This is a genomic window from Pantoea eucrina, assembly GCF_020079945.1.
In the GTDB taxonomy this organism is placed as follows: Bacteria; Pseudomonadota; Gammaproteobacteria; order Enterobacterales; family Enterobacteriaceae; genus Pantoea; species Pantoea eucrina.
Window position 1 is genome coordinate 2,410,631 of the sequence record NZ_CP083448.1, and the last position, 19,087, is coordinate 2,429,717.

16 protein-coding genes and 2 pseudogenes are annotated in these 19,087 nt (G+C 57.5%); 11 read left to right on the forward strand and 7 right to left on the reverse strand.

Annotated elements, in window-relative coordinates:
• Positions 1-56: 56 nt before the first annotated feature.
• The 6 genes from cysA to LAC65_RS11560 form a co-directional block, all read right to left on the reverse strand.
• A complete protein-coding gene (cysA, locus tag LAC65_RS11535; protein WP_039379461.1) occupies positions 57-1,145 on the reverse strand; it encodes a sulfate/thiosulfate ABC transporter ATP-binding protein CysA in 1,089 nt (362 codons plus the stop codon).
• On the reverse strand, positions 1,135-2,007 hold the full coding sequence (gene cysW, locus LAC65_RS11540) for a sulfate/thiosulfate ABC transporter permease CysW (protein WP_039379463.1): 873 nt from the start codon (positions 2,005-2,007) through the stop codon (positions 1,135-1,137). Before cysW ends, cysA begins: the two co-directional genes overlap by 11 nt.
• Positions 2,007-2,840, reverse strand: a complete 834-nt coding sequence (gene cysT / locus LAC65_RS11545; protein WP_039379465.1) for a sulfate/thiosulfate ABC transporter permease CysT — start codon at positions 2,838-2,840, stop codon at positions 2,007-2,009. Before cysT ends, cysW begins: the two co-directional genes overlap by 1 nt.
• A complete protein-coding gene (locus LAC65_RS11550; protein ID WP_039379467.1) occupies positions 2,840-3,856 on the reverse strand; it encodes a sulfate ABC transporter substrate-binding protein in 1,017 nt (338 codons plus the stop codon). Before LAC65_RS11550 ends, cysT begins: the two co-directional genes overlap by 1 nt.
• Before the next feature lie 203 nt (positions 3,857-4,059).
• Complete coding sequence (locus LAC65_RS11555; protein WP_039379470.1) at positions 4,060-4,674, reverse strand: RpoE-regulated lipoprotein; 615 nt, start codon at positions 4,672-4,674, stop codon at positions 4,060-4,062.
• A 77-nt stretch (positions 4,675-4,751) separates the two neighbouring features.
• Entirely contained in the window at positions 4,752-5,177 is a 426-nt protein-coding gene (locus LAC65_RS11560) for a GNAT family acetyltransferase (protein WP_039379472.1), read from the reverse strand.
• Positions 5,178-5,386: 209 nt separating this feature from the next.
• Between LAC65_RS11560 and amiA the strand changes: the two genes are divergently transcribed.
• From amiA to ampH, 5 genes are all read left to right on the forward strand, one after another.
• Complete coding sequence (gene amiA / locus LAC65_RS11565) at positions 5,387-6,244, forward strand: N-acetylmuramoyl-L-alanine amidase AmiA (protein ID WP_039379474.1); 858 nt, start codon at positions 5,387-5,389, stop codon at positions 6,242-6,244.
• Positions 6,245-6,291: 47 nt separating this feature from the next.
• The gene (gene hemF, locus LAC65_RS11570) at positions 6,292-7,215 is read left to right on the forward strand and encodes an oxygen-dependent coproporphyrinogen oxidase (RefSeq protein ID WP_039379477.1); all 924 of its coding nucleotides are present in this window, start codon (positions 6,292-6,294) and stop codon (positions 7,213-7,215) included.
• 1,090 nt (positions 7,216-8,305) lie between these two features.
• Positions 8,306-9,256: a transaldolase gene (gene tal, locus LAC65_RS11575; RefSeq protein ID WP_039379481.1), complete on the forward strand. Its 951-nt coding sequence runs from the start codon at positions 8,306-8,308 to the stop codon at positions 9,254-9,256.
• 68 nt (positions 9,257-9,324) lie between these two features.
• The gene (gene tkt / locus LAC65_RS11580; RefSeq protein ID WP_039379483.1) at positions 9,325-11,334 is read left to right on the forward strand and encodes a transketolase; all 2,010 of its coding nucleotides are present in this window, start codon (positions 9,325-9,327) and stop codon (positions 11,332-11,334) included.
• Positions 11,335-11,537: 203 nt separating this feature from the next.
• Positions 11,538-12,647 carry a D-alanyl-D-alanine-carboxypeptidase/endopeptidase AmpH gene (gene ampH, locus LAC65_RS11585; RefSeq protein WP_420852413.1) on the forward strand — a complete coding sequence of 370 codons (1,110 nt, stop codon included), beginning with the start codon at positions 11,538-11,540 and terminating at the stop codon, positions 12,645-12,647.
• 15 nt (positions 12,648-12,662) lie between these two features.
• On the opposite strand, the gene LAC65_RS11590 is transcribed toward ampH, so the two are convergent.
• Complete coding sequence (locus LAC65_RS11590; protein WP_039379487.1) at positions 12,663-13,715, reverse strand: DUF1176 domain-containing protein; 1,053 nt, start codon at positions 13,713-13,715, stop codon at positions 12,663-12,665.
• A gap of 490 nt (positions 13,716-14,205) precedes the next feature.
• On the opposite strand from LAC65_RS11590, the pseudogene LAC65_RS11595 reads away from it, so the two are divergent.
• The 6 genes and pseudogenes from LAC65_RS11595 to LAC65_RS11620 all read left to right on the forward strand — a co-directional run.
• Positions 14,206-14,562: pseudogene (locus LAC65_RS11595) on the forward strand (DeoR/GlpR family DNA-binding transcription regulator); the annotation flags it as partial.
• Between the two features lie 48 nt (positions 14,563-14,610).
• A protein-coding gene (locus tag LAC65_RS11600) for an IS1 family transposase (protein ID WP_223429336.1) occupies positions 14,611-15,308 on the forward strand; the annotation gives its coding sequence in 2 pieces (ribosomal slippage) (positions 14,611-14,860 and positions 14,860-15,308; 699 coding nt in all).
• Positions 15,309-15,322: 14 nt separating this feature from the next.
• Positions 15,323-15,595 (forward strand): annotated as a pseudogene (locus LAC65_RS11605) (DeoR/GlpR family DNA-binding transcription regulator); the annotation flags it as partial.
• Between the two features lie 12 nt (positions 15,596-15,607).
• On the forward strand, positions 15,608-16,591 hold the full coding sequence (locus LAC65_RS11610; RefSeq protein WP_039379493.1) for a substrate-binding domain-containing protein: 984 nt from the start codon (positions 15,608-15,610) through the stop codon (positions 16,589-16,591).
• A gap of 1 nt (position 16,592) precedes the next feature.
• Complete coding sequence (locus LAC65_RS11615; RefSeq protein WP_039379496.1) at positions 16,593-18,098, forward strand: sugar ABC transporter ATP-binding protein; 1,506 nt, start codon at positions 16,593-16,595, stop codon at positions 18,096-18,098.
• Positions 18,091-19,080 carry an ABC transporter permease gene (locus tag LAC65_RS11620; RefSeq protein WP_039379498.1) on the forward strand — a complete coding sequence of 330 codons (990 nt, stop codon included), beginning with the start codon at positions 18,091-18,093 and terminating at the stop codon, positions 19,078-19,080. Before LAC65_RS11615 ends, LAC65_RS11620 begins: the two co-directional genes overlap by 8 nt.
• Positions 19,081-19,087 lie beyond the last annotated feature (7 nt).

Consider the following 19,087-nt stretch of genomic DNA (forward strand, 5'->3'; position numbering starts at 1 on the left):
CAAGAGAGGCAATAAAAACGGGCGGGAAAGTCCCGCCCGAAAGAGATGTCAAGATATCAGGCGCTCTCGGCAAAGGCAACCGGGCGCAGCGGGGTATTCCCCTGATAGAGACGGGCCTGCTGCAGCCCCACAAACAGACGCTCACCGCGTACCGGAGCCGCCTGCTCACCTTCGAAGACCAGGGTAAACGGCTCTTCATGCCAGCCTGAGGCCTGTACCACCAGCTGCCAGAAGTGTCCGCGCGGACTCACTTCCAGCACCTGTACCGGCAGCGGCGTCTCCAGGCTGCTCTGCCGTGAGACATCCACTTCCCACGGGCGCAGGAAGAGTTCAACGCGACCCTGATGCGCTGGCGTATAGCCCAGCGGCCAGTGATGGGCGGCAACGTGGAATTGCGATCCGTGCACTTCGCCCTCAAAGCGATTGACCTCGCCCAGGAACTCCAGCACAAAGCGGGTAGCGGGTTCGCGCCATACTTCATCCGGGGAACCTGTCTGTTCAATGTTCCCCTGGCTCATTACGACCACGCTGTCCGCGACTTCCATCGCCTCTTCCTGGTCGTGCGTAACAAACACGCTGGTAAATTTCAGCTCTTCATGCAGCTGACGCAGCCAGCGGCGCAGCTCTTTACGCACCTGCGCATCGAGTGCGCCGAACGGCTCATCCAGCAGCAGGATCTGTGGCTCTACCGCCAGCGCACGCGCCAGCGCCACGCGCTGCTTCTGTCCGCCAGAGAGCTGGGCCGGAAAGCGGTTTGCCAGGTGCGCCAGCTGTACCATCTCCAGCAGGCGCGTGACGCGCTGTTTGATCTCAGCGGCTGAAGGGCGCTCGCGGCGCGGCAGCACCGTCAGGCCAAAGGCGATATTGTCAAACACCGTCATATGGCGGAACAGCGCATAGTGCTGGAAAACAAATCCCACCTGGCGATCGCGGGCGTGAATGCGGCTGACATCTTTGCCATGAAAGTAGATCTGTCCGCTGTTCTGATGCTCCAGCCCGGCGATAATACGCAGCAGCGTGGTTTTGCCCGAGCCGGAAGGGCCCAGCAGCGCCACCATTTCGCCGGAAGGAATATCCAGAGAGATATCATTCAGCACCGGGGTGCGGCCAAAGGCTTTATTAATTTGTTTGATCTCAATGCTCATGATTTTCCTCCTGTTGGCGCTTCTGCTGATGCTCTAATCGCCACTGCACCACGCTTTTCAGAAACAGCGTTACAATTGCCATCAGGGTCAGCAGCGCGGCGGCAGTGAATGCGCCCACGGTGTTGTAATCCTGATGCAGTAATTCAACCTGAAGCGGTAACGTATAGGTCTCACCGCGAATCGATCCTGACACCACCGACACCGCACCAAACTCACCGATGGCCCGCGCGTTGGTCAATACCACGCCGTAGAGCAGCGCCCAGCGAATATTGGGCAGCGTTACGCGGCGAAACATCTGCCAGCCCGATGCGCCAAGCAGCACCGCAGCTTCATCTTCGTTACTCCCCTGACTCAGCATTACCGGTACCAGCTCACGCACCACAAACGGACAGGTGACAAATACGGTCGCCAGCACCATGCCGGGCCAGGCAAACATAATCTGAATATTGTGGGCATCGAGCCAGCCGCCCGCCGGGCCGTTAACGCCCCAGAACAGCAGATACATCAGGCCCGCCACCACCGGTGATACCGCAAACGGAATATCAAACAGCGTCAGCAGCAGCTGCCGTCCCGGAAAGGTAAAGCGGGTGACCAGCCACGCCAGCAGCGTGCCAAACACCAGGTTTACCGGAACGGTAATGAGCGCAACCAGCACCGTCAGCCAGATCGCGTGCAGCATGTCGCCATCCTGCAGGTTGCTGAACGCCTGGCCTACGCCCTGCGCCAGCGCCTCCCAGAAGATAGAGATCATTGGCACTACCAGCAGCAGTATCGATATCAGTGCGCCGGTGCCAATCAGCAGCCATTTGCCCCAGTTAAAAGGCTCACGCTCAGCGCGATTGAGGTGTGAAATCTCCGCCATTAGTGACCTCCCAGGCGACGGCCAAAGCGGCTCTGCAGCGTATTAATGGCAAACAGCAGCAGCAGCGAGGCGGCAAGGATCACCGAGGCGATAGCGCTGGCGGCCGGATAATCAAACTCCTGCAGACGAACAAAAATCATCAGTGACGTCACTTCCGTTTTCCAGGCGATGTTGCCGGCGATAAAGATCACCGCACCAAACTCCCCGAGGCTGCGGGTAAACGAGAGCGCCGTTCCGGCCAGCAGCGCCGGAGCCACCTCAGGCAGCACCACGCGCCGGAAGCTTTGCCACGGCGTGGCACCCAGCGTTTCCGCCGCTTCCTCATATTCCGGGCCCAGCTCTTCCAGTACCGGCTGAACGGTACGCACCACAAACGGAATGCTGGTAAAGGCCATCGCTACTGCGATACCAATCCAGGTATAAGAGACTTTGATATCAAAATGCGCCAGCCACTGACCATACCAGCCGTTAACGGAAAAGAGTCCGGCCAGCGTTAGCCCCGCTACCGCTGTGGGCAGGGCAAACGGCAGATCCATCAGGCCATCCAGCAGCGTACGCCCCGGAAAACGATAACGGGTTAGGATCCACGCCATCAGCATGCCAAACACCGCGTTGAACAGCGACGCGACGCCGGCTGACAGCAGCGTTACTTTATAAGCCGCTACCAGCTGCGGACTGGAGATCACCGCCCAGTACTGCGCCAGCGTCATCTGCGACAGCTGCATCAGCAGCGCGCTGATAGGCAGCAGCAGAATCAGGCAGGTAAACAGCAGGCTGGTGCCGAGGCTCAGGCCGAAACCTGGCAGGACGCGTTTTTGTGCTGTAGCAAACATCAGCCGCGCCCCGCTGCCAGTAATTTATCCAGCTCACCGCCGCTGACGAAATGCGTTTTCATTACCTGCTCCCAGCCGCCAAACGCCTCATTGACGTTAAACAGTGTGGTCTGCGGGAAGCGATCCTTCTGCTCTGCCATCAGCTGTGGATTATTCACGCGGTAGTAGTAACGGGTGATAATCGCCTGAGCCGCTGGGGTGTAGAGATAGTTCAGATACGCTTTAGCTGCGTCAGCGGTGTTGTTATGCGCCACATTCTTATCTACCCAGGCAACCGGGAACTCCGCCAGGATGTTGTTGCGCGGCACAATCACTTCGTAATCATCTTTGCCATACTGATTGCGGATATTGTTTACTTCTGACTCAAAGCTAATCAGGACGTCACCCAGACCGCGTTCAGCAAACGTGGTGGTCGCGCCGCGCCCGCCGGTATCAAACACCTCAACGTTCTTCAAAAACTTCTGCATATAGGCTTCAGTTTTTGCGCGATCCTGACCGTCAGCTTTTTCCGCTGCGCCCCAGGCGGCAAGATAGGTATAGCGGCCGTTGCCGGAGGTTTTCGGATTCGGGAAAATCAGCTTTACGTTGTCGCGCGCCAGATCGGCCCAGTCATGGATCTGCTTTGGATTACCTTTGCGCACCAGAAACGCCATGGTGGAGTAGAACGGCGAGCTGTTATTTGGCAGACGACTTTGCCAGTCAGCGGCAATCAGGTTGCCTTTATCATGCAGCACCTGCACATCAGTGACCTGGTTGTAGGTAACGACATCTGCCCGCAGCCCCTGCAGGATAGCCAGCGCCTGTTTGGACGAGCCGGCGTGAGACTGCTTAATCGTGAGTTTATCGCCAGGGTGTGCCGCATCCCACTGCTGTTCAAAGGGTGCGTTGAGTGCCACAAAAAGTTCGCGTGACACATCATACGAGCTGTTCAGCAGCTCCGTTGCCTGCGCCGCCGCTGCCAGCGACAGTGACAGCGCCACGCCGCTGAGCCATGTTTTCAAAACCGGAAGTGTCATGCAGCACCCTGATAAATAGAAATCCAGCCTGGGCCAGTAGATGCTGTCAGTGTATTTATAACTTCCCGGAAAGCAGTAACGGTTTTATATATCTTTTGGGGATTTAAAAGTCGAAAAAGGCATAAGCGATCGGCAGAGAAAAGCAGGTTTTCAGAAATATACGCAGGCGGGTGTGGGCCGCCTGAAAGCGGCCCCCGGCAGGGTTAGCGCTGCCAGACAATTTTACTGATCGTCCAGCTTTTCAGCGTGTCATCTGAAGGCATCAGACCCGCCGGGCCGTGCCATTTGCCGCTGTAGACATAGAAGATATGCTGACTGCCCGGCGCCTGGCACTCAACGTCGTGCGCATCGAGGCCTGCGACCATTTTGCAGTTGTTGAAGGCTTTAGTGAACGTATCGCTGAAGCGGTCACCGATTTTACTGCCGCTGCTGCTCTCCGCTGTCGCATCCAGCACCTCGATCCGTTCAACGGTGGGTTTACCGCTGATGATCAGCTTCACCTTGCCATCCTGCAGCGCCTGCCAGAACTCAGCCACCTCGCCCTGTTCGCTGCGCATACCCTGCCGCAGCTGGTAATCATTATTCAGCGCCTGCGAAATAGCCGATTCACTCATCAGGGTGCTGCCATTGAGACCCGCCACACCCTGCTCAGTTACCTGCAGAGAACCGCCAAACCAGCTTAGCGGGTTGAGCGCGGCCCAGTGGTAAGTCAGTGGATTATACCAGTGGCTCTCATGCTCTGCCGGTGCCTGGCCGGTAGTGGCGCAGCCTGACACGGCCAGCGCCGCCGCCAGCGCCGCAAAACGTACAGCTTTCATGCTAACTCCATGGTTTCAACTTTATTGCGTGCCTCTTGGAGTCACGCGATGGCAAAAAGTTTAGCCGGCCGGATCAATCAATATTCGCGATCTTCAATCAGCCGCTTGCCCAGCAGCAGCGCCTCCACGGGTTCATAGTCGAGCTTTTCATAAAATGCCACGACCTGATCGTTCTCTTCCCGCACCATGAGATGAATTTTCGGGCAGCCGCGGGCAATCAGCTTTTTCTCCAGCCGGTTCATCAGCGCATTGGCAAAGCCGCGCCCCTGATAGTCCGGATGCACAGCCAGATAGTAGGCTGAGCCGCGATGACCGTCGTAGCCGCCCATCAGCGTGCCGACCACTTCGCCGCCCACTTCAGCGACCAGAAACAGTTCCGGGTCATGATTCATTTTGCGTTCGATATCCAGCTCCGGGTCGTTCCACGGGCGTAACAGATCGCAACGCTCCCAGAGCGTGATTACTTCATCAAAATCTTCCTGGCGGAAAGAGCGAATTTCCATCGACGTATCCTGCTGATCGGCATAATTCGCTGATTATCACGCATTCTTTGCGTGGCGCAACCCTCCTGTTCCGCAATGGCAGAAAAAAGCGGCTAAATCCCGGTTAGCACCGTGCAATACAAAGTAATACGCTGAAATGGTTGCGGGGTCGCCGTGCTGCGGCGGTTACGTTATAACACTGGGCTTATTTCTCCGCCAGGGACCTGTAAATGAAAAAGATTTCACTGCTTTCACGCCTGACTAACCGCCGCCAGCTGATCCTTTCGGGACTGGCGCTGGCAGTGCTTTCGCCGCGCGCAATTCAGGCGAAGGAGACGCGGGCAGAGATCACAGCGGCGCCGCGTCATGCCGCACCGAAACCTGCTGCCAGCGGTAAGCGAATTGTGATGATCGATCCCGGTCATGGCGGTATCGACTCCGGCGCGGTGGGACAGGAAGGCGCGGAGGAGAAGCATATTGTTCTGGAGATTGCCAATACCGTGCGCACGCTGCTGCATTCACATCCGCATATTGAGGTGCGACTGACGCGCGACAGTGACCACTTTATCCCTCTCTATCAGCGGGTGGAGATTGCACATCAGCACGGCGCGAGCCTGTTTATGTCGGTTCACGCTGACGGCTTTACCAGCCCGGATGCAAACGGCGCTTCGGTATTTGCCCTCTCCAATCGCGGCGCCAGCAGCGCAATGGCACGCTATCTGTCGCAGCGTGAAAACGATGCAGATAAAGCAGGCGGCGCCGCCGTACAGCAGAAAGATCACTATCTGAATGAGATTCTGTTTGATCTGGTGCAGACCGATACGATTCGCAACAGCCTGACGCTGGGCAAGCACGTCCTGGATCAGATCCGCCCGGTGCATCATCTGCACAGTCAGCATACCGAGCAGGCCGCCTTTGCCGTGCTGAAGTCGCCCTCTATTCCCTCCGTGCTGGTTGAAACCTCGTTTATTACCAATCCGCATGAAGAGCAGCTGCTGGGCACTACCGCCTTTCGCCATAAGATCGCCACCGCCATTGCCAGCGGAATTGTTAACTATTTTGCCGCATACGATCGTCGCCAGGCGTGATCCCGGGCTGTGGTAAGCTTACGGCACATTTACAGAGAGAGTGACGCATGAGCAATCCCGATATTTCACGCGTTAAGGCGTTTTTGCTGACGCTGCAGGATGAGATCTGCAATCAACTGGCCGCAGCGGATGGCGGCGCAACGTTTGCCGAAGATAGCTGGCAGCGTCCCGGTGGCGGTGGCGGACGCAGCCGGGTTCTGCGTAACGGCACGGTATTTGAGCAGGCCGGGGTCAACTTTTCCCATGTGCATGGCGACCAGATGCCCGCTTCAGCCACCGCGCATCGTCCGGAGCTTGCCGGACGCAGTTTTGAGGCGATGGGCGTTTCACTGGTAGTCCATCCGGAAAACCCCTATGTGCCGACCAGCCACGCTAACGTGCGCTTTTTCATCGCTGAAAAACCCGGTGCCGATCCGGTCTGGTGGTTCGGCGGCGGGTTTGATCTGACGCCCTACTACGGTTTTACCGAGGATGCCATGCACTGGCATCAGACCGCAGCCAATCTTTGCGAGCCGTTTGGCGAGGATGTCTATCCGCGCTATAAAAAATGGTGTGATGACTATTTCCACCTGAAGCATCGCAATGAGCAGCGCGGTATCGGCGGTCTGTTTTATGACGATCTGAACACGCCAGACTTTGACCGCTGCTTTGACTTTATGCAGGCGGTCGGCCGCGGCTATCTGCAGGCCTATCTGCCGATTGTTGCACGCCGTAAAGCACTGCCGTGGGGCGATCGCGAGCGCCAGTTCCAGCTCTACCGCCGCGGGCGTTACGTTGAGTTCAACCTGGTATGGGACCGCGGCACGCTGTTTGGTCTGCAGACTGGCGGCAGAACCGAGTCAATTCTGATGTCGATGCCGCCGCTGGTGCGCTGGGAATATGACTATCAGCCCGAGCCCGGCTCACCGGAAGCGCAGCTTTATACGGATTTTCTCCCCGTGCGGGAGTGGCTTAGCGGGAGTGGCGCTTAGCAGCGCGGGAGTTGTGCGCTGGGCAGCGCGGGAGTTGTGCGCTGAGCAGCGCGGGGGCTGGGCGCTGAGCAGCGCGGGGCTGGGCGCTAAGCAGCGCGCGGCACCGGAGGGGTTCCGCCCGCCAGGCTTCTGGCAGTTTCAGCGGCATTTCCGCACGCGGACGGGCTAAGGGGCGGGTGGGCGCGCCCCTTAGCAATCCGCGCCCCGCGCCGTCCTCGCGAATTCCCGGACTTATCCCTCCGGCCTTAACGGACCGCGCGGATTCGCTCCTGCTCAACCCGCGCTCTCGCCGGCGTCCTGCCGGCTCGCCCTGGCCGTCACTCTGCGCCCGGCGCTGCGGATAGCGCCCCTCCTCCCCGCCTGTAAATTTTTCATTTTGTTTTTTTTAAAAGTGTTGCGGTGTGGTCTGAAGCTTCTTCACGAAACCTTCAGCCATAAAAAACGTAAGAAAAGAGAAAAAACCAGCAGCGGCGGGAAGCGCCATCCGGGTCCGCCGAGGGAGGGCACGGTTCCGGGATGAGCCGACAGGACGTCGGCGAAAGGGCGCGGTGAGCAGGAGCGAATGGCGGCCGGTCCCAGGGAAGCGGGCGTGAGCGAGGGAACCGCGCAGCGGCGGACGGGGCTGGCGCAGGGCCCGGGAGTGCAGAGGGCGCGGCCAGGCGTTTTCTGCCCGGTCGCCGCGCCGGAGCAAAAGCTGCCGCCGCAGCTGACGGCGAACGGAACCAGCGCTTAACATGCGCCCCGGCGCAGCAGCACGCAGCTGGCGCTAAATCGGGGAGTACAGAGGACGCGGCCAGGCGTCCTCTGCCCGATCGCCGTGCCGGAGCACAGGCCACCGCCGCAGCTGACGGCGAACTTACCGCCTCGCCTGCATCTCCGGCGCAAGCTGCTATGCTTGAAGATGGCAAAACATGGCTGAACCGATTACGCCGCCTCTCTCTCCGCCACGCCATAATCAGAGAAAACGCATTTTAATCAGCGGGCGTCTGTAGCACTGTGTGGAACCACTATCCCCAGCAAAGGGCGCAGACAAGGCGACGGTTGCCCGGCATTCTTTTGCCCACAATATTGCTAATCAAGGAGTTAAGCGATGAACCAGCTAGACGCACTAAAACAGTTCACCACCGTGGTGGCGGACAGTGGCGATATCGAATCCATTCGCCATTACAATCCGGAAGATGCCACTACCAACCCTTCTCTGATCCTGAAAGCTGCCGGTCTTGACGCTTATAAACACCTGATTGATGACGCCATCGACTATGCGAAAAAGCAGGGTGGCAGTAAAGAGACGCAGATTATCAACGCCAGCGACAAAGTGGCTGTCAATCTCGGCATGGAAATCCTGAAAAGCGTGCCGGGCCGCGTTTCAACTGAAGTTGACGCCCGCCTCTCTTTCGATCGCGGTATGTGCGTAACCAAAGCAGAAAAGCTGGTACGCCTGTATGAAGAGCACGGTATCGACCGCTCACGTATTCTTATCAAGCTCGCCTCAACCTGGGAAGGGATCAAAGCGGCTGAAGAGCTGGAGAAAAACGGCATTAAGTGCAACCTGACGCTGCTGTTCTCCTTTGCGCAGGCGCGCGCCTGTGCAGAAGCGGGCGTCTATCTGATCTCACCTTTTGTGGGCCGCATTTATGACTGGTACAACACGCGTAAGCCAATGGACCCCTATGTTGTGGATGAAGATCCGGGCGTGAAATCTGTGCGTCGCATCTATGACTACTACAAAAAGCATCGCTACAGCACGGTAATCATGGGCGCCAGCTTCCGCAAAGTTGAGCAGATTCTGGCTCTGGCGGGCTGCGATCGTCTGACTCTCTCCCCTAACCTGCTGGAAGAGCTGGCGAACAGCGATGCGCCGGTTGAGCGCAAGCTGGAACCTTCTACCGAAGGTTTCCATCAGCCTTCCTCGCTGTCAGAAGCGGAGTTCCGCTGGGAGCACAACCAGGATCCGATGGCGGTTGAAAAACTCTCTGAAGGTATCCGCCAGTTCGCCGTTGACCAGCAGAAACTGGAAGATGTGCTGTCAGCACGCCTCTGATTGCACCACCGTTGAGTGCGGGCGAGCCGAGGCGAACCCGCTGATGCTTTACTACAAGGGAGAACCCTATGTCTTCACGCAGAGAGTTGGCTAACGCGATTCGCGCGTTGAGTATGGATGCGGTACAGAAAGCAAATTCCGGTCACCCAGGTATGCCGATGGGCATGGCCGATATCGCGGAAGTGTTATGGCGCGACTTCCTGAAACATAACCCCACTAACCCGGCATGGGCCGATCGTGACCGCTTTATCCTTTCTAACGGCCACGGCTCAATGCTGCTCTATAGCCTGCTGCATCTCAGCGGTTACGATCTGCCGATGGAAGAGCTGAAAAACTTCCGTCAGCTGCATTCAAAAACGCCGGGACATCCGGAAATTGGCTATACGCCAGGCGTCGAAACCACCACCGGCCCGCTCGGCCAGGGTCTGGCGAATGCGGTGGGTCTGGCAATTGCTGAGCGTACGCTGGCCGCGCAGTTCAACCAGCCAGGACACGATATTGTCGACCACTTCACCTATGTGTTCATGGGTGACGGCTGCCTGATGGAAGGCATCTCACACGAGGTCTGTTCGCTGGCGGGTACGCTGGGCCTCGGCAAGCTGATCGGCTTTTACGATCACAACGGCATTTCTATCGATGGTGAAACCGAAGGCTGGTTTACCGATGATACGCATAAACGCTTTGAGTCCTATAACTGGCACGTGATCGGCAGCGCTGAAGGCATTGATGGTCACGACGCCGACGCCGTGGCCGCCGCGATTAAAGAGGCGCAGAGCGTCACCGATAAGCCGTCACTGATTATCTGCCGCACTACCATCGGCTTTGGTTCGCCAAACAAGGCGGGCAAAGAGGAGTCACACGGTGCGGCGCTGGGCGACGAAGAGATTGCGCTGACGCGTAAGCAGCTCGGCTGGAACTACGCGCCGTTTGAAATCCCGCAGGATATCTACCAGCAGTGGGATGCAAAAGAAGCGGGTTCGGCGCACGAAAAAGCCTGGGATGAGAAATTTGCGGCTTACCAGCAGGCGCATCCGCAGCTGGCGCAGGAGTTTAGCCGTCGTCTTAACGGCGAAATGCCGGCGGAGTGGGAAAGCCAAACCGCTGACTTTATCCGCGACCTGCAGGCGAATCCGCAGAAGATCGCCAGCCGCAAGGCGTCACAGAATACACTGGAAGCCTTTGGCAAACTGCTGCCGGAATTCCTGGGCGGATCGGCTGACCTGGCACCGAGTAACCTCACCATCTGGTCAGGTTCAAAATCGATCAAAGAGGATGCGGCCGGGAACTATATCCACTACGGCGTGCGTGAGTTCGGTATGACCGCGATTGCAAACGGCATCGCGCATCATGGCGGCTTTGTTCCTTACACCGCAACCTTCCTGATGTTTGTTGAGTACGCGCGTAACGCCGCCCGTATGGCTGCGCTGATGAAAGCGCGCCAGATCATGGTCTACACCCATGACTCTATCGGCCTGGGCGAAGATGGTCCGACGCATCAGCCGGTCGAGCAGCTGGCGAGCCTGCGTCTGACGCCTAACTTCAGCACCTGGCGTCCGTGCGATCAGGTCGAAACCGCGGTGGCATGGAAAGCAGCCGTTGAGCGTCATCACGGCCCGACCGCGCTGATCCTCTCCCGTCAGAACCTGCTGCAGCCCGAGCGCAGCCAGGCGCAGGTCGAAAACATTGCGCGCGGCGGCTATATCCTGAAGGATTGCGACGGCACGCCGGATGTGATTCTGATCGCCACCGGTTCAGAAGTGGAGATCACGCTGGGAGCGGAAGCGAAACTCAGCGCGGATGGCCACAAGGTCCGGGTCGTGTCACTGCCCAGCACCGATGTGTTCGATAAGCAGGATAGCGCCTACCGTGAATCCGTGCTGCCCACTACCGTACGCGCCCGCGTCGCGGTTGAGGCAGGTATTGCAGACTACTGGTACAAATATGTCGGCATCGACGGCAAAATCGTCGGCATGACCACCTTTGGTGAATCCGCGCCGGCCGGCAAGCTGTTCCCGGCCTTCGGCTTTACCGTTGAAAACGTGGTAAGCCAGGCGGAATCGCTGCTGAAACCGGCATAAGCCCCGCGGCCCTCACCCGATAACGGTGAGGGCCGTTTTTTTTAGCACTTTCTATACAAAAAAAATCGCGTTTTCCCCTTCCCGCTCTGCGCAAACTGATTACTATAGGTTTTCTTCCGATTCTGATAGCGGACGCACTCCCGTTGAAAAAACCGACTTCATTTTTACTGGCCCTGATGGTCTCCGTGCTGCCTGTCAGCGGTATGGCACAGGTCTCACCTAATCCTCTGCTGGCATCGCAGATTGTTGATCGCTATGCCGAACATATTTTTTACGCCAGCGGTGCAACCGGCATGGCGCTGGTCGCCATCGACGGCAATCAGCGCGTCTTTACCAGCTTTGGTGAAACCCGCCCCGGTAATAATGTCCGGCCGCAGCAGGACTCCGTTATCCGCATCGCGTCACTCAGCAAGCTGATGACCAGCGAAGTGATGGTGAAAATGGCCGAGCGCGGGCAGATCCGCCTGGATGACCCGCTCAGCCGCTACGCCCCGCCGGGGGCGCGCGTTCCGGCCTATAACGGCCAGACGATTCGCCTGATCAACCTCGCCACCCACACCGGCTCGCTGCCGCGCGAACAGCCCGGCGGTAAACCGCACCGTCCGGTGTTTGTCTGGCCAACTAAAAGCGATCGCTGGCAGTGGCTGGGCAACGCCACGCTGAAAGCCGCGCCCGGCACTCAGGCGGCCTACTCCAACCTCGGGTTTGACCTGCTGGCTGACGCGCTGGCGAAAGCGGGCGGCACGCCCTATCCGGCGCTGCTGCAGCGGTTAGTCACGCGCCCGCTGGGGATGAAGGACACCACCTTTACACCCTCACCGGACCAGTGCCAGCGCCTGATGGTGCCGGAAAAAGGGGCCAGCCCCTGTAATAATACTCTGGCGGCGATCGGCAGCGGCGGCGTCTACTCTACCCCTGATGATATGGCGCGCTGGATGCAGCAGTTCCTCGACTCAGCGGTAAGCCACCGCACGCCGCAGATCGATCGCCTGCAGACGCTGATCTACCGGCGCGATCAGCTGACCAAAGTTGAAGGGATGGATGTACCCGGACGTGCCGATGCGCTGGGTATGGGCTGGGTCTATATGGCCCCCAAAGCGGGCCGGCCCGGTATCATTCAGAAAACCGGCGGTGCCGGCGGCTTCATTACTTATATGGCGATGATTCCGCAGCATAACCTTGGCGTGTTTGTGGTCGTCACCCGCTCACCGCTCAGCCGCTTTACGCCCATGAGCGACGGCGTGAATAATCTGCTGACAGAGCTGGCGGGCAATAAGACGGGTTCGCCGATGATGATCGGCGCGATCCCCTGACACCCGGAAAGTCGCTCAGCGCGCCGGCTGGCTTACCCACAGCGTGGGCCAGTCGTCGCTGCTGTGCCAGGCGTCGCAGATCTGCTCTTCCGCATATTCCGCCAGAACAAACGCGCTGCCATCAAACTGCCAGCGTGTTGCCGTACCGCAATCACCCAGCCCGCGATTTTTACTGAAGGTATAGAGCAGGCCATTACTGGCATCAAACTCTGCGTTCACCAGCTCCAGCTGCGTGTCGCTGCGCGCCGGAGGAACAAAAGGCAGATTCAGCGTCAGCCCGCGTGATACGTAGGGCTGGCTGCGCGTCACTTCAAACGCCAGATCGATAACGTTGTAGGCACCGGTTTCACAGCTGACCAGCAGCAGCGCTTTGCTGTCGGTCAGCGGCGCGACGCTCACCTCGCGCCGCAGCGGATCCAGTGAGCAGCTATCGGTGGTGATGCGCCAGGTTCCATAGTCGATCAATCCGCTGGTCTCCTCCTGCGTCAGCGGCGCGGGCGGCGGTGCTGATGACGGCAGCGATGGCAGCGACGGCGGTGGCGGGAGATCCCACTGCGCCCCACGCCTGACCCATGCGCTGGTCCCGTTTACGCGCCCCTGCACATCATCCATCAGCAGCAGCGCAGCTTTCAGGCCACGCAGCGGAACCACCGCTTTGGCCTGGTACGTCAGCTGCAGCGTGCTCGCGTCCAGCGTCTGTCCCAGAAACTCATCAATCGCAATAGCGTTGCTGGTAGCAAGATGGTGCGGCTCAACCGTCCAGTGTTTAAGGTCGGGCTTCAGGCGACGCTGATCAAGCAGCAGATTATCTTTCAGCGGGCCACCCGGCAGCGCGCCGGTATAGGCGCTGCCGTAGTCGATACGCAGCAGCGGACGATCGTCGACGCCGGCGTGGCGCGACAGCGTCATCACCAGACCATTGTCGCCGGGAAAGCTGCGCGCCACGCAAAAAGCCGCATTGTTACAGGTGAGCTGCCAGTCAGAAAAAGACTTCTGCAGAGGTTCAGCCTGCACGCTGGCGCTGGCTGCCAGAGAGCTCAAGAGCAGTGACTTTATCCAATACGACATTAACAACCCGGTCCCCGAATTTCTGGAAAGAAAATCATAGCGCACTGCGTGCGTTATCAGCAGGCTGGAAGTGTGAAGCGGCCTGAAAAGCAGAATTAACTGCTTATTAAATCAGCGATTCATCATCGTACGGACAGGTTGTACGCTGCGGTCCCATCATCCACTGCGCCTGACGGCGGCTCAATCAGATTCCCCTGACTATCAGGGCGCAGTCTGAAACGGTCAATCCCGCATAAACGGTCATAAACAGTCATGCTATGGTAGCTATGGATTAATAAGCTGGCGATCGGATCTGTTTTAACTGTGACGCTTCAGGGGTTAATTATGTGAGCCACATCAACATTACGTGCAAATAAGCGTTAAGCATTACATTAATAACTGAACTTATATCACTCAATAACGGGCCTCTTTTTTTACCACCGTGGACTCCTGCCCAGTCCACATTTTCCCGCGCCCGCTTCCAGTAATTTATAGCCATCGGAGGATAAGTATGTTGCCGATTGAGAGACAGCAAAGAATTATTAACGAACTTAATATAAATGGCCGCGTAATTGTCTCAGAGCTGGTCACGCTATGTCAGGTTTCGCAGGAAACCATACGGCGTGATTTAAGCCAGCTGGAAAAAAGAGGATTATTACAGCGCAGTCATGGTGGTGCTGTTCCGGTAAAAAAACAGAACGCCGGCATTCAGGGAAATAACAGAGCTGTCAGAGAAAACGAATTATCTTTTCGGCAGCGTATTAATGAGCATGTCGATGCAAAAATGAGCATTGCCAAGCGCGCGCTCGATTTTATCACGCCGGGTGACTGTATTTTGCTCGATAGCAGTACCACCTGCTGGGTGATGCTGCCAACTTACTGATTTAGTGTATGATGGTGTTTTTGAGGTGCTCCCGTGGCTTCTGTTTCTATCAGCTGTCCCTCCTGTTCAGCTACTGACGGGGTGGTGCGTAACGGCAAAAGCACTGCCGGACATCAGCGCTATCTCTGCTCTCACTGCCGTAAAACATGGCAACTGCAGTTCACTTACACCGCTTCTCAACCCGGTACGCACCAGAAAATCATTGATATGGCCATGAATGGTGTTGGATGCCGGGCAACCGCCCGCATTATGGGCGTTGGCCTCAACACGATTTTACGTCACTTAAAAAACTCAGGCCGCAGTCGGTAACCTCGCGCATACAGCCGGGCAGTGATGTGATTGTCTGCGCTGAAATGGACGAACAGTGGGGCTACGTCGGTGCTAAATCACGTCAGCGCTGGCTGTTTTACGCGTATGACAGGATACGGAGGACGGTTGTGGCGCACGTCTTCGGTGAACGCACTCTGGCCACACTGGAGCGTCTTCTGAGCCTGCTGTCGGCCTTTGAGGTCGTGGTATGGATGACGGATGGCTGGCCGCTGTATGAATCCCGCCTGAAGGGAAAGCTGCACGTAATCAGCAAGCGTTACACTCAGCGAATTGAGCGGCATAACCTGAATCTGAGACAACATCTGGCAAGGCTGGGACGGAAGTCACTGTCGTTCTCAAAATCGGTGGAGCTGCATGACAAGGTCATCGGGCATTATCTGAACATAAAACACTATCAGTAAGTTGGAGTCATTACCTAGGTAATGACGGATATTTACGTGAAGGCAATGAGAATAACGCGCATTTAAAACAACAAATGTTACTGGCCGCTGAAAGAAAACATCTGTTACTGGATGGCAGTAAATTTATGCGCCCCTCTTTTGCCCGTGTTTGTCACTACCGTGATGTCGATTTTCTGATAACTGAACAATTAAAAGATAAAGAGCTGGAGCAGGAACTGGCGTGGAATGGCGTTAACGTCATTGTCTGTTCTCAGCGTCATCAGTCCATGCAGCTAATTAAAAATTAACCAGGAGTCTGTATGAAAAAACATCTTATCGCCTGTTCTCTGCTTGCCCTGTTTGCCGCCACCGGCGCGCAGGCCGCTGATAAATTACGCATGGGTATCGTCGTTAAAATCGGGGGTATTCCCTGGTTTAACGCCATGGAAGCGGGCATTAAAAGCGAGGCGGCGAAGCGCGGCATTGATGCATGGATGGTCGGCCCTACCGCAGCCGATCCGGCGCTGCAGGTGCGCGCCATTGAAGATTTGATTGCGCAGAAAGTCGACATCATCGGCGTGGTACCCAACGATCCGAAAGTGCTGGAGCCGGTACTGAAACGGGCGCGGGACGCCGGTATCGAAGTGATTACGCATGAGTCACCCGGCCAGCAGGGTGCCAACTGGGATTTTGAGCTGGTTGACGCCGCAACCCACGGAATCAATCACATGAAAGCGCTGGCGAAGTGCATGCACGACGAGGGCAAATACGCCATGTACGTGGGCAGCCTCACCGTACCGCTGCATCAGCAGTGGACCGATGCCGCGCTCAATTATCAGAAAGAGCACTATCCCAACATGCAGCTGGTCACCGACAAATTTGGCGTCGGCGAATCGCTGGATGACTCCATCCGTACCACCAACGAGCTGATGTCTAAATATCCCGATCTGAAAGGCATTATGGCGTTTGGTTCACAGGGGCCGATTGGTGCCGGGCGCGCCGTCATGAACCGCAAAAAAATTGACCAGGTTTGCGTCATTGGCTCCTTCAGTCCGGGTCAGGGCGCCTCGCTGGTGCAGCGTAACGCCATCAAAGGCGGCTACATCTGGAATCCGGAAACCGCAGGTGAAGTCTTTGTGCGTATCGCCGACATGATGCAGAAGAAAGAGCCGATCACCGACGGTATGACGATTGAAGGACTGGGCAAAGTCAAAGTGGATGAAGCGACGCATACCATTCTCGGCAACAACACAGAGAGTCTGGATAAAGACAACCTGCCAAAACTGGTAAAAATGGGGCTCTGATATGCAAGAGGTCATTCCACAGACGCTAATTGCGCTCGAGAATCTGTCGAAAACATTTGGTGGCAACCGCGCGCTGAGCGATATCTCCCTGACCTTACTGGCAGGCGAAGTGCACTGTCTCGCTGGCACCAACGGCTGTGGCAAGAGCACCCTGATCAAAGTAATTTCCGGGGTGCACGCCCCGGACAGCGGCAGCCATATTACGCTGGGCGATGGCCCGGCACTGCCGCGCCTGACCACGCAACAGGCGCGTGATTTCGGTATTCAGGTCATCTATCAGGACCTCTCGCTGTTCCCCAACCTGAGCGTGGCGGAGAACATCGCGTTTGAGCATAACCTCAATGGCCTGTTGCGCTGGCACCGCAGCGCGCGCCTGCGTGAAAGCGCCCGCAGCATTATAACCGAGCTGAAATTTGACCTCGATCTGGATGCGAAAGTCGCGGCGCTTTCGATTGCCCAGCGCCAGCAGGTCGCGATCTGCCGCGCGCTGGTCGCCGATGCGCGCCTGGTGATCATGGATGAGCCAACCGCCTCGCTGACCCGTACCGAGGTCAATCAGCTGCTGCGCACCGTGCGCTATCTGAAAGATAAAAATATCTGCGTGGTCTTTGTCAGCCACCGGCTTGATGAGGTGCTGGAGATCTCCGACCGCGTCACGGTGATCCGCGACGGCCGCAAAATGGGCTGCTGGCCCGCCCGGGAGATGACGCCGCATCATCTGACCGAGCTGATGACCGGCCTGAAGCTCGACTACCAGCTGAAAGCACCGACGCGTAATAGCGAGCGCGTGATCCTGGAGATAGATAATCTTACCCGTGCCGGTCAGTACCGTGACGTCAGCTTTAAACTTTATGAGGGCGAAGTACTGGGGCTGTGCGGTCTGCTTGGCTCCGGACGTACCGAGCTGGCGCTGTCGCTGTTTGGCATGACGCGTCCCGACAGCGGCAAAATCTGGCTCGACAGCAAACCGGTCCGCTTTCGCGGTCATGAAGATGCGATCAAAGCCGGCATTGGCTATGTGTCAGAAGATCGCCTGACGCTGGGGCTGGTGCAGCAGCAGTCGGTGGCCGACAACATGGTGCTGCCGATCCTCGACAAATTGCAGAACCGCTTTCACCTGATCGATGAGTACCGTAAAAATAAACTGATCCTGCAGTGGATCCAGCAGCTCGGCGTGCGCGTTGCCGACCCGAATCTTGCCATCTCTACCCTCTCCGGCGGCAATCAGCAAAAAATTGTGCTGGCAAAGTGGGTTCTGACGCAGCCGCGTATTCTGATCCTCGACTCGCCTACCGTTGGCGTAGACGTCGGTGCCAAAGCCAGCATCTATCAGCTGATCCATGAGCTGGCGAAAGAGGGCCTGTCGATCATCCTGATCTCTGATGAGGTGCCGGAGGTCTGGTACAACTGCGACCGTATCCTGCACTTCCGCGATGGCACCATTCATGCCGAATATCAACCCGATAGCGTCGAGCAGCAGCAGCTGGCGGAGGTGATCAATGCCTGATTTTTCCCGTTTACGTCCGCACTCCAGCCAGGGCTGGCTCGCCTGGGTGCTGCTGGCGTTCATTCTGTTTTTCTCTGTGACCAGCGATCAGTTTCTTACCGTACAGAACCTGCTGGATCTGGCGGAGAGCTACGCGGTCACCGGCATCTTTGCGCTGGGCCTGTTTGTAGTGCTGGTGACCGGCGGGATCGATATCTCTTTTGCCGCCGTTGCCTCAGTGGTGCAGTACCTGCTTGCGTCCCTGTTTGTGCAGTTTCAGTTTGATAACGCGCTGCTCAGCATTGTGCTGGCGATCGTGTGCGGCACGCTGTTTGGCGTGATCAATGCGCTGCTGATCACCACGCTGCGGGTGGTCTCCATCATCATCACTATCAGCATGCAGTCGCTGCTGTTCGGCCTGCTGATGTGGGTGACCGGCGGCCGCAGCCTCTATTCGCTGCCGGAGTGGTGGATCACCCTGCGTAACGTACTGCCATTCAGCTGGCAGGGCGAGAGCTTTCAGGTCGGCTTGCCGCTGGCCACCATGCTGATCATTGCCGCGGCGACGGCACTGCTGCTGAATAAAACCAACCTCGGGCGCCAGCTTTATGCGGTGGGTGGCGACGCAGAGTCTGCGCGACGTATCGGCATCCGCGTCGGCCTGATCCACGTTTTTGCCTACGGCTGGCTGGGCGCCATGGCGGCGGTTGGCGGCCTGGTACAGGTCTATCGCATGGGCGAAGTGGTGCCTAATGCGCTGGTCGGCGGCGAGCTTGATGTGCTGGCGGCAACGGTACTGGGCGGCGCCAGTCTGATGGGTGGTAAAGGCACGGTCAGCGGCACGCTGATGGGGGTCTTTCTGATCGCCATCCTGAAGAACGGTCTTAACCTGGTGGGCGTGTCGAACTACTTCATGAACATCGTGGTAGGCGGCGTCATCATGATTGCGATCGCCGTAACGCACTACAAAAAACGCAAAGAAACTGATGTCAGTTTCGTGTGACTGAGGG

What these genes read in the sequence shown, in the direction of transcription:
- tkt (WP_039379483.1), top strand. Translation starts at nt 9,325, where the DNA reads ATGTCTTCACGCAGAGAGTTGGCTAACGCGATTCGCGCGTTGAGTATG.
- LAC65_RS11555 (WP_039379470.1), bottom strand. Translation starts at nt 4,674, where the DNA reads ATGAAAGCTGTACGTTTTGCGGCGCTGGCGGCGGCGCTGGCCGTGTCA.
- LAC65_RS11615 (WP_039379496.1), top strand. Translation starts at nt 16,593, where the DNA reads ATGCAAGAGGTCATTCCACAGACGCTAATTGCGCTCGAGAATCTGTCG.
- ampH (WP_420852413.1), top strand. Translation starts at nt 11,538, where the DNA reads ATGGCACAGGTCTCACCTAATCCTCTGCTGGCATCGCAGATTGTTGAT.
- hemF (WP_039379477.1), top strand. Translation starts at nt 6,292, where the DNA reads ATGAGCAATCCCGATATTTCACGCGTTAAGGCGTTTTTGCTGACGCTG.
- tal (WP_039379481.1), top strand. Translation starts at nt 8,306, where the DNA reads ATGAACCAGCTAGACGCACTAAAACAGTTCACCACCGTGGTGGCGGAC.
- amiA (WP_039379474.1), top strand. Translation starts at nt 5,387, where the DNA reads ATGAAAAAGATTTCACTGCTTTCACGCCTGACTAACCGCCGCCAGCTG.
- cysT (WP_039379465.1), bottom strand. Translation starts at nt 2,840, where the DNA reads ATGTTTGCTACAGCACAAAAACGCGTCCTGCCAGGTTTCGGCCTGAGC.
- LAC65_RS11610 (WP_039379493.1), top strand. Translation starts at nt 15,608, where the DNA reads ATGAAAAAACATCTTATCGCCTGTTCTCTGCTTGCCCTGTTTGCCGCC.
- cysW (WP_039379463.1), bottom strand. Translation starts at nt 2,007, where the DNA reads ATGGCGGAGATTTCACACCTCAATCGCGCTGAGCGTGAGCCTTTTAAC.
- LAC65_RS11550 (WP_039379467.1), bottom strand. Translation starts at nt 3,856, where the DNA reads ATGACACTTCCGGTTTTGAAAACATGGCTCAGCGGCGTGGCGCTGTCA.
- cysA (WP_039379461.1), bottom strand. Translation starts at nt 1,145, where the DNA reads ATGAGCATTGAGATCAAACAAATTAATAAAGCCTTTGGCCGCACCCCG.
- LAC65_RS11590 (WP_039379487.1), bottom strand. Translation starts at nt 13,715, where the DNA reads ATGTCGTATTGGATAAAGTCACTGCTCTTGAGCTCTCTGGCAGCCAGC.
- LAC65_RS11620 (WP_039379498.1), top strand. Translation starts at nt 18,091, where the DNA reads ATGCCTGATTTTTCCCGTTTACGTCCGCACTCCAGCCAGGGCTGGCTC.
- LAC65_RS11560 (WP_039379472.1), bottom strand. Translation starts at nt 5,177, where the DNA reads ATGGAAATTCGCTCTTTCCGCCAGGAAGATTTTGATGAAGTAATCACG.